General features: G+C 75.0%; 10 protein-coding genes and 1 pseudogene. 3 read left to right on the top strand and 8 right to left on the bottom strand.

From position 1 onward, the window contains the following. Positions 1–59 precede the first annotated feature (59 nt). From ACZ4MH_RS23275 to ACZ4MH_RS23265, 3 genes are all read left to right on the top strand, one after another. Positions 60–677, top strand: coding sequence for a TetR/AcrR family transcriptional regulator (locus ACZ4MH_RS23275; RefSeq protein WP_351591769.1), 618 nt, complete (start codon positions 60–62; stop codon positions 675–677). A 243-nt stretch (positions 678–920) separates the two neighbouring features. Beyond that, complete coding sequence (gene trxA, locus ACZ4MH_RS23270; protein WP_467754662.1) at positions 921–1,304, top strand: thioredoxin; 384 nt, start codon at positions 921–923, stop codon at positions 1,302–1,304. Beyond that, positions 1,297–1,893 carry a histidine phosphatase family protein gene (locus ACZ4MH_RS23265; protein ID WP_351591774.1) on the top strand — a complete coding sequence of 199 codons (597 nt, stop codon included), beginning with the start codon at positions 1,297–1,299 and terminating at the stop codon, positions 1,891–1,893. Before trxA ends, ACZ4MH_RS23265 begins: the two co-directional genes overlap by 8 nt. 134 nt (positions 1,894–2,027) lie before the next feature. Here ACZ4MH_RS23265 and ACZ4MH_RS23260 read toward each other — a convergent pair whose 3' ends face one another. The 8 genes and pseudogenes from ACZ4MH_RS23260 to ACZ4MH_RS23225 all read right to left on the bottom strand — a co-directional run bounded on the left by ACZ4MH_RS23260 (position 2,028) and on the right by ACZ4MH_RS23225 (position 12,561). Then, complete coding sequence (locus tag ACZ4MH_RS23260; protein ID WP_351591777.1) at positions 2,028–3,059, bottom strand: rod shape-determining protein; 1,032 nt, start codon at positions 3,057–3,059, stop codon at positions 2,028–2,030. Between the two features lie 130 nt (positions 3,060–3,189). Further along, positions 3,190–3,834 (bottom strand): hypothetical protein, encoded by a 645-nt coding sequence (locus tag ACZ4MH_RS23255; protein WP_351591780.1) that lies wholly within the window; start codon positions 3,832–3,834, stop codon positions 3,190–3,192. Next, a complete protein-coding gene (locus ACZ4MH_RS23250; protein ID WP_351591783.1) occupies positions 3,818–4,651 on the bottom strand; it encodes an FkbM family methyltransferase in 834 nt (277 codons plus the stop codon). Before ACZ4MH_RS23250 ends, ACZ4MH_RS23255 begins: the two co-directional genes overlap by 17 nt. Further along, positions 4,648–4,908 (bottom strand): Trm112 family protein, encoded by a 261-nt coding sequence (locus ACZ4MH_RS23245; RefSeq protein WP_351591786.1) that lies wholly within the window; start codon positions 4,906–4,908, stop codon positions 4,648–4,650. The genes ACZ4MH_RS23250 and ACZ4MH_RS23245 overlap by 4 nt, the downstream gene beginning before the upstream one ends. 88 nt (positions 4,909–4,996) lie before the next feature. After that, entirely contained in the window at positions 4,997–5,779 is a 783-nt protein-coding gene (locus ACZ4MH_RS23240) for a class I SAM-dependent methyltransferase (RefSeq protein WP_351591788.1), read from the bottom strand. Beyond that, positions 5,776–7,215, bottom strand: a complete 1,440-nt coding sequence (locus ACZ4MH_RS23235) for a condensation protein (RefSeq protein ID WP_351591791.1) — start codon at positions 7,213–7,215, stop codon at positions 5,776–5,778. Before ACZ4MH_RS23235 ends, ACZ4MH_RS23240 begins: the two co-directional genes overlap by 4 nt. 23 nt (positions 7,216–7,238) lie before the next feature. Then, positions 7,239–11,839 (bottom strand): annotated as a pseudogene (locus ACZ4MH_RS23230) (alpha-(1->3)-arabinofuranosyltransferase domain-containing protein). Further along, on the bottom strand, positions 11,836–12,561 hold the full coding sequence (locus tag ACZ4MH_RS23225) for a class I SAM-dependent methyltransferase (protein ID WP_351591797.1): 726 nt from the start codon (positions 12,559–12,561) through the stop codon (positions 11,836–11,838). The pseudogene ACZ4MH_RS23230 and the gene ACZ4MH_RS23225 overlap by 4 nt, the downstream one beginning before the upstream one ends. Between the last annotated feature and the right edge of the window lie 4 nt (positions 12,562–12,565).

Below are 12,565 nucleotides of genomic sequence, written 5' to 3'. Positions count from 1 at the left end.
CCAGTACGGGGCGCCCGCCCGCCACCCGTAGCGGGCGCACCCCGTGCCACAGTGAGGGCATGATCAGACCACCCGACCGGAACCCGGGGGCACGGCAGGGCCGGACCACCTACGACCGCGACTCCCTCGTGGAGGTCGCGGTCGCGGTGTTCAACGAGCGCGGCTACGACGGCACCGGCATGGAGGAGCTGGCCCGCAGGCTGGGCATCAGCAAGTCCTCCATCTACCACCACGTGTCCGGCAAGGAAGAGCTGCTCGACCTGGCCGTCGGGCGGGCCCTGGACGCGCTCTTCGCGGTACTCGACGAGCCGTGCGGCGCGCACGCGGACGCCACGGCCCGTCTGGAGCACACCGTGCGGCGCAGCGTGGAGACGCTGGCCGCCGAGCTGCCGTACGTGACGCTGCTGCTGCGCGTGCACGGCAACAGTGCGGCGGAGAATCGGGCCCTGGAGCGGCGGCGTGAGTTCGATCACCGGGTCGCGGAGCTGGTGCGGCAGGCGGCGGCCGAGGGCGGGGTACGCGGTGACATCGACCCGGCGCTGATCAGCCGGCTGCTGTTCGGTACGGTCAATTCCCTGATCGAGTGGTACCGCCCGGACGGCGGGCTGTCCGTACCGACGATGGCCGGTGCGCTGGCCACGATGGTCTTCGACGGCCTACGGGCGCAGCGGGACTGACCACCCCAGGGCGCGGGGCCGACCATCCGGTGCCGGGTCCGCGACACGCCCGGGCGGCGGCCCGTTCCCGATCAGGCGGAATGTGTATGTCTAGGACGGCGCAACCTGGGCAGGGGTGCCGGACGGCCGCGTGGCGCGGGATGCGGAGCACGGTATGTGGGACACCCTGGTGGAATACGTCCCTCCGCGTCTCCCGTTGACGCGGCTGAACACCGACGACCGGACCGGAAGCAGGGAAAGCACATGAGCACGGTAGAGCTCACCAAGGACAACTTCGACGAGATCGTCTCCGGGAACGATTTCGTCCTCATCGACTTCTGGGCCGAGTGGTGCGGTCCGTGCAAGCAGTTCTCGCCGGTCTTCGAGAAGTCCTCCGAGAAGCACGAGGACCTGATTTTCGCCAAGGTCGACACCGAGGCGCAGCCGGAGCTGGCCGCGGCCTTCCAGATCCAGTCGATCCCCACGGTGATGATCGTCCGGGACAACATCGCGGTCTTCTCGCAGCCCGGCGCGCTCCCCGAGGAGGCCCTGGAGGACGTCATCGGCCAGGCCCGCAACCTCGACATGGACGACGTCCGCGCGTCCGTCGAGGAGGCCCAGAAGGAGCAGCAGGGCGGCGGTGAGTGAGCTCCTGCTGATCCGGCACGGTGAGACGGAGTGGAGCCGTTCGGGTCAGCACACCAGCTGGACCGACCTCCCCCTCACCGAGCGCGGCGTCGAGCAGGCCCGGGAGCTGCGCCCGCTGCTCGCCGGCCGGACCGTGGCGCTGACGCTGGTCAGCCCGATGGTCCGGGCCCGCAGGACCGCCGAGCTGGCCGGGCTCACCGACACCGAGGTCGATGCCGACCTGGTGGAGTGGGACTACGGCGGCTACGAAGGCGTGCGCACGGCGGACATCCACCGCACCCGCCCCGACTGGTTCCTGTTCACCGACGGCGTCACCCCGGGCCCCGAGGGGCATCCGGGCGAGACGCCCGAGCAGGTGGGTGCGCGCGCCGACCGCGTACTGGCCCGGCTCGCGCCGCGGCGGGCGGCGGCCGACGGGGACGTCGCGCTGGTCGGGCACGCGCACTTCCTGCGCGTGCTGGCGGCCCGGCAGCTGGGGCTGCCCGCGTCCGCAGGCGCGCTGTTCACCTTCGAGACGGGGGCGATCGGCGTGCTCGGCACGGAACACGACCGCCCCGCGGTGGTGGCCTGGAACACCCGGACGCCCTAGGGAGTGTCCGCGGACGCTCCCCAGAGGCCGACGGCGGCCTCTCCTACGGGGGCGATCCTTCCCGCATACGTACGGAGCCCGCGAGCCTTCCGGCTCGCGGGCTTCTTACGTATGCGCTTGAGGCCGTGTGCTCTTCAGGGGGTCAGCGGCGCCAGCTCCAGAGGGGAGACATGGCCCTCGATCATCGCGGCCAGCCCCTGTACGGCGCAGGTGTCCGGGCGCTCGGCCACCTGGACGGGCATCATCGTGCCCTGCCGGATCATCGGCTCCAGGCCCGGGATCAGCGCGCTGCCGCCGGCCAGCATGATGCCGCGCTCGGCGAGGTCGGCGACCAGGTCGGGCGGGCAGCGCCGCAGCACCTCACTGATGCCGTCGAGGACGCCGGTGAGCCGGGCGGCGATGGCGCGCCGTACGCGTTCGGGCTCCACGAGGACGCAGCGGGCCTCGCCGCTGGCCACGTCCCGGCCGTGCACCTCCACCGGGGCCGGCTCGGGCCCGTCGTCACCGGCGAGCGCCAGGTGCAGCGGGCGGATGTTCTGGCTGGCCACCATCAGCTCGTGGTGCAGCCGCAGATGCTGTACGACGGCGTGGTCGACGGCCTCGCCGCCCACGGGGACGGTCTCGGAGGCCACGATGGACCCGAGGGACAGCACGGCGACCTGCGTCGTGCCGGCTCCGCAGACCACGATCATCGTCGCTTCCGGCTGTTCGACCGGCAGCCCGCAGCCCACGGCGGCGGCCACCATCGTGTCGACCAGTTCCACCCGCCGGGCGCCGAGCCCGGTGAGCGTCTCCACGGCGGCCCGCTGGGTCAGCGGCTCGCTTCCCGCGGGCAGGCAGACCGCCGCCCGCATGGTGGGTTTGCGCCGCCACGCGCGGCGCAGTTTGTCGCCCACGAGCTGCCGCAGCAGCCGTTGGGCCATCTCGATGTCCACGATCGTGCCGTGGCAGACCGGGCGGACCACCCGGATGTGGTCGGGGGTCCGGCCCGCCATGTACTCGGCGCGGCCGCCGACGGCTATGAGCGCGCCGGTACGGCTGTTGACGGCTGTGACGGTCGGTTCGTCCACGATCAGGCCGTGGTTCTTCACGTACACCCGGGTGCGCGCCGCGCCGAGGTCGACGGCGACCGAGCAACGACGCAGCTGCCCAACGCTGGTGGTCATGGAGTTCCTCCGCGGGTGGGCCGGTAGGGGCAGGAGCGGCAGCACACCTCTCGACCGTCATCCTTCTGCCGCACGCGTCCGGCTGCCCGCTGAACGGGGCCGTGTGAGGGACCCACGGCCGTCCGCCGCCCTACTCGGTCACCCGTTGCAGCAGGCCCCAGGTGAACTCCGCGACCCGCGGTTCCGGGCCTCCGGACGGGCCGGGAGCGGTGAAGGCGAGGCGCCAGCGGGTGGGCGCAGAGCCCTCCATCGGGCGGGCCGGGGGGAACGCGCGTGCGACCTCGTCGACGGTGCAGGACCACGGCACCAGGTCGTCGGCCGTACGGAGTACCGGACCCGGCGCACCCGGGGCGCGGATCAGCCACTCGTTCCACACCGCGCCCCCGGGCGCGGCCAGCACCTCGAAGCGCAGACCCGGCCAGAGCGGTACCGGCCAGGTCAGCGCCCGGCACGTCAGGTCGCCCAGTCGGCGGGCGGTGTCGGTCTCCGGAGGGCCCAGGACCGAGCGGTACCGCTGCAGGGCGCCGCGCGACCGGGGCGAGCGGCTCATCGCCTGCCAGCGGCGGTTGGCCTCGCGCATCTCGGGGCGGGTCGCGCCCAGGGTGCGCAGCGCGTCCTCCACCAGGCCCGGCTGGTGATCGGCCATGCGGCGCAGCAGGACCAGCTGGAAGCCGAGCCGGCCCGGCACGCCGAGCGGGCCCTGCGGCCCTCCTCCGGGCTCCTCCAGCCGGCTCCGCGGTGCGCGGGGGGTTCCGGGCTCATCCGTAGGGCTCATGCCGCACATCGTCGCGCAGAACGGGTCGGGTGGCGGCCGGGTTCGTACGGTACGCGGGGTCCCCGGGGCCGCGGCCGCGCGGCAGGAACAGCACCGAGTTGACGTAGCGGCGGTGCGGCACCAGTGTGCGGCGCAGCAGGCCGTGCTCGGCCACGTAGGACGTGCGGGCCTGATGCCCCGGAAGGTCGAAGGCGGCCAGGGGGAGCCAGCGGTCGCCGGGCAGCACCCAGCCCCTGTAGTCGCGCGCCGCGATCCACTCCAGGACCGGCCCGAGCGGCTGGATACGGGTCTCCAGTTCCACGAAGAGGGCGGGCCGGTACCGCTCGACGGTGCGTTCGGCACCGCGCAGCACCGCCGGTTCGCCGCCGTCCACATCGATCTTGATGAGCGTCACGTCGGACAGCTCCAGATCGTCCAGGGCCAGGCAGCGCACCTCCAGGGCGCTGCGGTGCAGCCGGCGGCGCACCAGTGAGGAGACGCCGCGGTCGCCGCGCCCTCCAGAGGCCAGCCACAGCGTGGCGGTCCCCGAGCGGTCGCCGGCCGCGGCCCGGATCACCTCGACGTTGTCGGGCGTCACGGCCGCCAGGAGCCGCGCCAGGTGCGGCACCGGCTCCAGCGTGACGACCCGGTCGGAGCGGCGCGCCAGATGCCGCGCCCAGGGCCCGTACCAGCCGCCCACGTCCACGGCGGTGCCGCCGGGTCGGCAGAAGTCGGAGAGCCGGTGCAGCTCGGGCTCGAAGCGCGGGTAGAGCAGCGTCGCGGCGGCGGAGACCAGCCGTGGCGGCAGGTGCGGGGCGAGCCGCGCGGCGAGCGTCACGGCCGGGCCCCGCCTTCGGAGGGGCCCGCCGCGCCGTGCGCCCCGCCCGCCGCCTCCATACGGGACAGCAGCCGCTCGTGCTCTTCGGGGGAGACCTGCTCCCCCGAAGAGGGCAGCAGCTGCGGCACGCCGTCCAGGATCGGATAGCGGCGGCGTAACCGGGGGTTGTAGAGCACGCCCTCCGGGGCAATCAGGGCCAGCGGCCCCTTGTCGAGCGGGCAGGCGAGAATCCGCAGCAGCGGGTCGTCCGGCTTCATCCATCAGCTCCCTCGTACGAATGCGGTGGTGGGACGGCGCCGACCGTCGTCCGCCGGCGGATGCCGGTCCACGGCGCGCGCGGCACGGCTACCGCCCCGCCTTGCGGGCGTGCACCAGCAGGATGGACGCCAGCGACGGCACCCGGCAGGCCGCCCGGTCCAGTGGCCGCAGCGGGCGCGGCACGTCGTGGTACGGCGCCCCCGCCATCCGTACGACCTCGAACCCGGCAGCCGTCAGGAAACCGCGCAGCGCACGGGCGGTGTAGAGCCGCAGGTGGCCGACGACCTGGCTGCCCGGGCGGCCGTGGATGCCGCGCAGGCTCACCTCCGAGAACACCGGCTGCACGCCGGCCAGCAGTAGGCCGCGGTTGTACCAGGCGGCGAGGTTGGGCGTGGAGAGCAGCAGATGACCGCCCGGGCGCAGGACGCGGCGCAGCTCGTCGAGGGCCGCGTCGGGCTCCACGAGGTGCTCGACGACCTCGCTGAAGAGCACCGCGCCGGCCACCCCGTCCCCGAAGGGCAGCCCGGCACCGGTGAGTTCGCCGCGCACGGCATACGGGATGCGGGTCGCCGCGCGACGCAGCGCGCCCTGTGACCAGTCGACGCCCACGAGGCGGTGACCGGACAGGTACGGCGCGGCGGTGGCCGCGGCCGACCCGTCGCCGCAACCGACGTCCAGCACGGTGGCCGGGGCCCGCCCGCTGCCGACCTGTCCGCCACCGGCCTGCTCGCCGCCGGCCGGGCCGAGCGCCCGTGCCAGCATCTGCGCCTGCCGCCGGGCCCGTTCGGCCCCGGAGGCGACGGGCACCAACGGGTTCTCGTAGAAGGACCGCAGGCCCCCGGGGCCGTGCCGCGCGCCTGCCGTGGTCATGCGCCGCTCCAGGAGGTCGCCGCCAACGACTCCTCGAAGAGCGCGCACAGGGCCGCGCCCGCCGCGTCGTCCAGCAGCGCCCGGGACCACCGCAGCGTGAGCTGGATCCGGCCACCCTCTCCGCTGTCCCCGCCGACGGAGACGGCGGTGAGCGACAGTCCGCGCGGCATCCGGGCCGGCGCGGAGAACCACACCCCGGTGGCCCGGCCCGCGTCGCCGAAGTCGAACGGGTACGGCACCCGGCCCATGTTGGAGAGCAGGGCGGTGGAGGTCCAGGGCGCGGCGGCGGCACGCACGCGGCGGGTCACGGCGGCCCGTACGCCGACCGGCAGCACGGGGGCGGTCAGGACCGAGCCCGCGAGCCCCAGTTGGCGGCCGGGCGTGGCCTTGAGGACGCGGGTGCGGGCCGCGGTGCGGCGCAGCAGCCGGGCGACCGCCGCCGGGTCCGGCGTCCCGGAGACGGCGGCCGGCGCCGCGTCCCGGAGGTCCGCCGGCCCGAAGCACACCGATACCAGCCGTGTCCCGTTGCCCAGCGGCATCTCGGTACCGCGTGGCCGGTCGTCGACGGGCATGGTGAGCACCACGGGAGCGGCGCGGGCTCCGTGGAGGTGGTTCCAGCGGGTCACCATCAGGAAGGCGGCGACGAGGAGTTGGTCGTTGACCGTGTGCGCGGACCGGGCCGCCCCGGGAGCGCGGGGCGGCCGGTCCGGTACGGGCAGTTCGGTCAGGAGCATGCCGTTGCCATTGCTGCTGCTGTTGTTGCCGGGGGCCGCGTCACCGTGGTCGGCGGTGACACGGGCCGGATGGCGCAGCGCGGTGCTTACGTGCGCCGCGCTGCTCCTACGGGCGTGCCGGACGGCCGGCTCCGGGGCGCGTACGGGAGGCGGCGCGGGGGAGTTGTCCGCGCCGCCGTACAGCTCGGCGGTGGTCGCCAGCAGACGCAGGCAGGACGGGGCGTCCAGGGCCGTGTGGTGGGCGGTGAGGAGCAGCACGGAGCCGGTGCCCGTACCGGTGGCCCGTTCGATCACCGCCAGGCGTACGGGCGGGCCGGCGTCCAGGGGCGGGCACTCGGCAAGTGCCCGCTCCCGGTCGCGGCGCAGCGCCTCCGGACCCGGCCCAGGGAAGGACACCGGGGGCAGGCCCGGTGCGCCGGCCGGCTCCCATACGTACCGCCGGTGCCACCAGCGCACGGGGGCCTGCCGCAGTAGCGCCCTCGGGTGCCGCGCCAGCGCCCGCCCGAATGCGGCGCGCAGCCGCGGGTGGTCCACACGTTCCGGCAGGTGCACCTCCACGTGCACGGTCTCCGGTTCGGCCTCCTGGGCGCAGTGCCGGGCGATCTCGTCCACGAGGGGGAAAGGGACCGGGCGGGGAGGTGGAACGGTGGTGCGCAGCGCCGTGGGTGGGCGCAGGGGCGTCTTGGCTGGCGTGGGGGGCATGGGGGCCATGGGGGTCTTCGGAGTCATGGGCCGGGTTCCTCCCCGTCCTTCTCCTCGCGCGGCTCGCTGTCGCGCTTCTGGCTGTTGGGTTTCTCGTTGATGGGCTTGTCGCTGTTGGGCTTCCTCCGGCGCGGCAGCGGGGGCCGCGGCGTCTCTTCTTGGCGGGGCGGGGCCTCCTCCTCGGGAGGCGGTGTCTGCTCCTCGGGAGGGGGCGCCTGCTCCTTGGGAGGCGGTGCCTTCGTCTCGCGGGGCGGGGTCTCCGTCTCGGGAGGCGGTGCGGTCTCGCGGGGCGGTTCCTCCGCGGGTACGGGTGGCAGGACCGCCGTGTCGTCCTCGGAGCCGGGCGGGACGCCGCCGTCGGCCGGGAGCGGTCGCGTGGGGGCGGGTTCCTGGCCGGGCGCGGCCTCACCAGGAGCCCCCTCCTCAGCCACCCCTTCCTCCGGTGCCGGCTCCGGCGCCGTCCGCTTGCGTCGCAGTCGCCACGACGCCGGCCACAGCCGTCCCGGCGGTACTGTCACCAGCGCCGCCGCCAGGGCGAACAGGGCAAGGGCCTGGGCCGGGGCGCTGAACGGGCCGCGGCCGAGTGAGGCCGGGAGGCCCGCCCCGAAGGACGCGACGACGCCGGCCGCCGCCATCGAGAGGAAGGCGAGCGGCGCGAGGACGCCCGGGCGGGCGCGCGCGAGCAGCGCGAGCACCGGTACGGCCGCGGCGTACGGTCCGGTGGCGAGTGCCAGTACGGCGGTGAGCACGACGACGCCGAGCACCCAGGAGGGCGCGGGCGGCGCCACCGGTACCGGCGCCTCGCCCGCCCCGTTGCGCCGCCGTACCAGCGCGCACGCCGCCACCAGGAGCACGCCGACGGCCCCGAGGATCAGCCCCAGCCGGTACTGCGCGGCCGGCGCGTAGTACAGGTGGACCGTGCCGCCCCCGCCGGCCGGGATCAGGAACGCCTGCTGCCAGCCGTCCACCCGCAGCGGGGTGAGCCGGCGGCCGTCCAGGGTGGCGCGCCAGCCGTCGTTGGCGTTCTCGTACGTCTGGAGGTAGACGGCGCGCCCGGGGCCGACGTAGGCGTCCCGGCTGTCGCCGGACCAGTCCGCGCCCGCGATGACCCGGCGCGGCGCGACGACGGTCGGCGCCGCGGTGCCGCGGCGGAGCGTCACGTCGGTCAGCGCGAGCGGCCCGCGGTCACCGGCCTCCACGCGGTGCCGCCCGGCGGGCAGGGCGACCCGGCCGCCCTCCGGACGGCACAGCTCGACCCTGACGGGGCGGCGCTGCACCAGATCGCGGACCAGGCCGGAGGACTTGGTGGCGTGCGGGACGCCGTCGATGGTGAGGTCCGGGCCCCGGCCACAGGGCAGCGAGAAGCGCGCGTCCCGTTGGGGCGGCGGGGTGCGGTACTTCTTGAGCGCCGGTACGTAGATCTCGCTGAGTCCCACGGCAGTTGGAGCGGCTGGCCGGCGACAGGGTTGTGCAGGGTCAGCGGCGCCACTCGGGAGACGGTGATGTCGAGGCGGTCGGTGGTGATCGGGTCGAAGCGGGCCGCGCCGTTCTCGTCGACCCCGGCGGTTGCCGCCCCGTAGGGCGAGTCGATCAGGATCTGTTCTGGGCGCGAGGAGATGCCGCCGGCGGCGGGCAGCACGAGGGTGTCGATCTTCTTCTTGCCGGGCCAGCGGAGATGGACCGTGGGGGTGTCCCCGGCGATCCAGGCGGTGGTCAGATCGCCGTCCACGAGGTTGCGCGGACTGAGCGACTGCCCGGTGCCGCTGGTGGAGTCGGCGGTGACGGTGATCCGGCGGCGCTGTTCGGGCGCGGCCTTCGTGAGCAGCGCGTCCAGGGCGCGGCCGGGTACCGCCAGCGCCTCGGCGGAGACCCGGTACGAGCCGTCGGCCCCGGTACGGAACTGGCGGTGCAGCCCGGACTCCGCGGAGCCCGGGGACAGTCCGCCGGGGTCGCTGCCCCGGTGCAGCGCGTACGTCGTGGCGGGCGCGTCCGGGTACGTGGAGTCCGCGGGGAGCCGGAGCAGCCGGGTGACCCGGACGCCGGGGATGGCGACCTCCGAGATGCCCGCGCCGGAGACCCCGGGGCGCGGCTGTTCCGCCCCCACGAGGGTGAGCTTCAGCCACTTCGCCCGTCCCGGTGGTGCCTTGACCGGCTGCCGCCGCCCGTCGGTGCGCAACTGGCTGACCGCGCTGCCGCGGTCGGTCGTGACGCGGACGGCCGTGGGTGCGGCGCGCAGCCCGTCCCCGGGCAGCGGGGTGAGCGAGAGCGTCGCGGGGAGGTCCACGGGGCGGCTGAAGGCGATCCGCAGCCACTGGCCCACCGGGTCGCCCGCACTGCCCTCCGCCCAGGCGGTGTCCGGGTCGCCGTCGAAGGCGTGCACCGGGTCGTACTGCGGGAGGTGGAAGAGCCAGCTGCCGCTGGAGGACGCGGTGACCGCGCGGGCGCCGCGCAGCACGGCGGTGGTCTGGTGCTCGATGCCATGGACGGGCAGGATCTGGCGCGGCGGACGGCCGGGATCCTGCACGCTGTCCGGGCCGTTCCGCTCGCCGGCGGTGTACGTGTAGGACGTGTTGGTGTTGACCAGGCCGAAGCGGGTATCGGCGCGGCGCAGGCCGTCACCGGTGAGCTGGAGTGCCGGGCTGTCCACACCGGGGTGCGCGTCGCCGGTCAGTACGGCCGGGCGGTCGCGCAGCCCGGGGTCGGCGGCGAACTGCAGCAGCGCTTCGGGGCCGCCGCTGAGCTGTGCCGTGTCGGCCGCGGCCTTGACGGTGACGGGCCCGGGCCGCGGGGTGCCCACCGGCTCGTAGATCTCCACCGCGCGCTGCCTCGGGTACAGCCCCTGCACCCGGACCGGGGTGCCGGCCGCGATCCGGCCACTGGTGGTCAGTGGCCCGAAGGAGGCCACCTTGCGGTAGCCGGACGCCACGAGGGTGCGCCGGACGGTCTGCGGGGGGACGTACCCGATCTGGTCGGGGTCCAGGTCGTTGCGCACCACGACGTCGTAGAGGCCCGCCCGGGTGAGGAAGCCGCGCAGGCCCGGTACTTCGGCGCCGGTCATCAGGGCCTGCTCCACGGCGTCCATCGTGCGCCGCGAACCCTTCGTCCCGAAGGGGACGAAGTCGCGCTGTGCCCAACGGGATTCGGCGAGCACGTCCAGCGGCTGGTCGATGGGGGAGCCCCAGGTGTACAGGCCGTGCGCGGTGGCGGGGACGACCAGCGCGCGGTCGTCGGGGCTGTGGTCCTTCAGCCAGTCGGCGGTGCGCTGCCAGTGGGCGGGCAGCCGCGTGAAGGCGCCGGACTGCAGGACCGTGCCGTTCAGGTAGGGCAGGGCGAGTGCCGGGAGCAGCAGGAACGCGACGAGCAGCGGCGCGTACCACCGGCCGCCGCGTACCGGACGGCTGCCGCGCGGCCCGTATGCCACGCCCGTGAGCTGTGCCAGCCCGTACGCCAGCGCGAGGGCGAGGCCCGGCGCGAACTTGTAGACGTTGCGGAACGGCCGCAGCGGCCCGTCCAGCCAGCCGCGCACCTGCTCGTGCAGCGGGCCGCCCAGCGCGCCCCCGTACCCGGCCAGCGCGACCGCCGCGACGGCCAGCACGGTCAGCAGCAGCCAGCGCCGCTCGGGCAGGTCCCGGCGGGCGAGCCCGGCCAGCCCCAGCGCGGCGGCGAGTGCGGTGCCGAGCACCGTGAAGGCCCCGGCGACCAGCGTCCAGCCGGCCGGCAGCCAGGGCTCGCCGAAGTTCAGGTACGCGACCCAGTTCCCGGCGCCGCGCAGCAGTTCGGTGGCCGACATGGTGGCGGTGGTGGTGTCGGCCTGCTCGATGTACGGCATGAAGTTCTCGCCGTGCACGCCCAGGAGGAGCAGCGGTATCGACCACCATGCGGTGGCCAGCAGCACGCCCGGCAGCCACCAGGCCAGGAGCCGCCACCTCCGCGAGCCGGTACGGGTGAGCACGTACAGCAGCGCGGGCAGCAGCGCGGCGAGTGTGCAGGCCGCGTTGACGCCGCCCATGAAGGGGATCAGCACCGCCGAACGGGCCGCGGACAGGCGCGCGGTGCGGCGCGGGTCCGCCAGCGGCAGCAGGACCCAGGGGAGCACCGCGCCGGGCAGCGCGGCCGCGGACGTCGAGCCGATGACGATGGTGAAGGCGGGCCACAGCGCATACGTGGCGGCGCCCAGCAACCGGGACGGCGGACTGCCCACCCTCAGGCGCTCGGCCAGCCGCAGCGCGCCCCAGAAGGCGGTGGTCACCACCAGGGACAGCCACAGCCGTTCGGCGATCCAGACCGGCAGGTGCGCCAGGTCGGCCAGCGCGTAGTACGGGAGCATCGGGAAGGCGTAGCCGACGTACTGGTCGGCGAGGCCGCCGAACCCGGCCCGGTCGTGCCACAGGCTCCCGAGGTCGACGAGGAAGCGCCACGGGGCCAGCGCCACACCGAGCTTGGTCTCGAAGGTCATCCGGCCCGGCGACGGCGCCAGGAAGGCGACGAAGGCGGCCGCCCAGAAGGCGAGCAGCCAGCTCCGCCGCCGTGGCCGCTCCGGTGGCGGCCCGCCGGGCACGGGCGTCGGGGTGCTCCCGGGATCGGGGGAGCCCGGAGAGCGCGAGCTGGCGAGCGTCTGGGTCATGGCAACCGCCGGAGTATGAGAAGGAGGTTCCAGGTGGCGACCTCGCGCACGCCGGGCAGGCGGGCGACGGCGCCGGCCAGGAACGGCGCGTAGCGGGACCGGGCGGCGAGCACCTCGACGTCCCGGCGGGCCCGTACCTGGCGCAGCGTGGGCCCGACATGGAGAGCGAAGAGGTTCTCCCCGAGGGTGTGCTTGGGGCTGCGCCCGGTGCGCCGCCGGTAGCGGTCGCGGGCCCGGCGCGCGCCCAGGTAGTGCCAGGGCGCCGTTTCGTGGCCGCCCCAGGGGGACAGCCAGTTGGTGAAGGCGACGTAGATCAGCCCATCGGGGCGGGTGACCCGCACCATCTCACTGAGGAAGGTGCGCGGGTCGGCGACGTGTTCGAGGACGTTGGAGGAGAAGCAGATGTCGGCGACGCCGTCCGCGAGCGGCAGCAGGTAGCCGTCGGCGCGCACCGCGCCTTCGGGCGCTGCGCCGCGCGTGTACAGCTCGGCCGGGTCCGGTTCGAGGAGCACCGCGAGCGCGCCGCGGCGGCGGAACTCCTCGGTGAAGTGCCCTGCGCCGCCGCCGACATCGGCCACCACGGCCCCGGCCAGCGGGACGTACCGTTCGAGCTGGTCGGCCGCGTCCCGGGCGAGCAGCCCGTAACAGCCCTCGGGGTCGGTCTGCTCGTGCCGGAAGGCCCGGAGGAGGGCGAGGGACCTGCGTAACGAAGGATCGCGCACCGCC

This window comes from Streptomyces sp. NPDC026301, from assembly GCF_055567935.1.
The sequence above is the reverse complement of the archived record's forward strand: the minus strand, read 5'-3'. Positions and strand labels throughout refer to the sequence as shown.

Excerpts from the sequence above, each read along its gene's own strand:
- ACZ4MH_RS23235 (WP_351591791.1), bottom strand. The coding sequence starts at position 7,215 with ATGCCCCCCACGCCAGCCAAGACGCCCCTGCGCCCACCCACGGCGCTG.
- trxA (WP_467754662.1), top strand. The coding sequence starts at position 921 with ATGAGCACGGTAGAGCTCACCAAGGACAACTTCGACGAGATCGTCTCC.
- ACZ4MH_RS23255 (WP_351591780.1), bottom strand. The coding sequence starts at position 3,834 with ATGAGCCCTACGGATGAGCCCGGAACCCCCCGCGCACCGCGGAGCCGG.
- ACZ4MH_RS23245 (WP_351591786.1), bottom strand. The coding sequence starts at position 4,908 with ATGAAGCCGGACGACCCGCTGCTGCGGATTCTCGCCTGCCCGCTCGAC.
- ACZ4MH_RS23240 (WP_351591788.1), bottom strand. The coding sequence starts at position 5,779 with ATGACCACGGCAGGCGCGCGGCACGGCCCCGGGGGCCTGCGGTCCTTC.
- ACZ4MH_RS23275 (WP_351591769.1), top strand. The coding sequence starts at position 60 with ATGATCAGACCACCCGACCGGAACCCGGGGGCACGGCAGGGCCGGACC.
- ACZ4MH_RS23260 (WP_351591777.1), bottom strand. The coding sequence starts at position 3,059 with ATGACCACCAGCGTTGGGCAGCTGCGTCGTTGCTCGGTCGCCGTCGAC.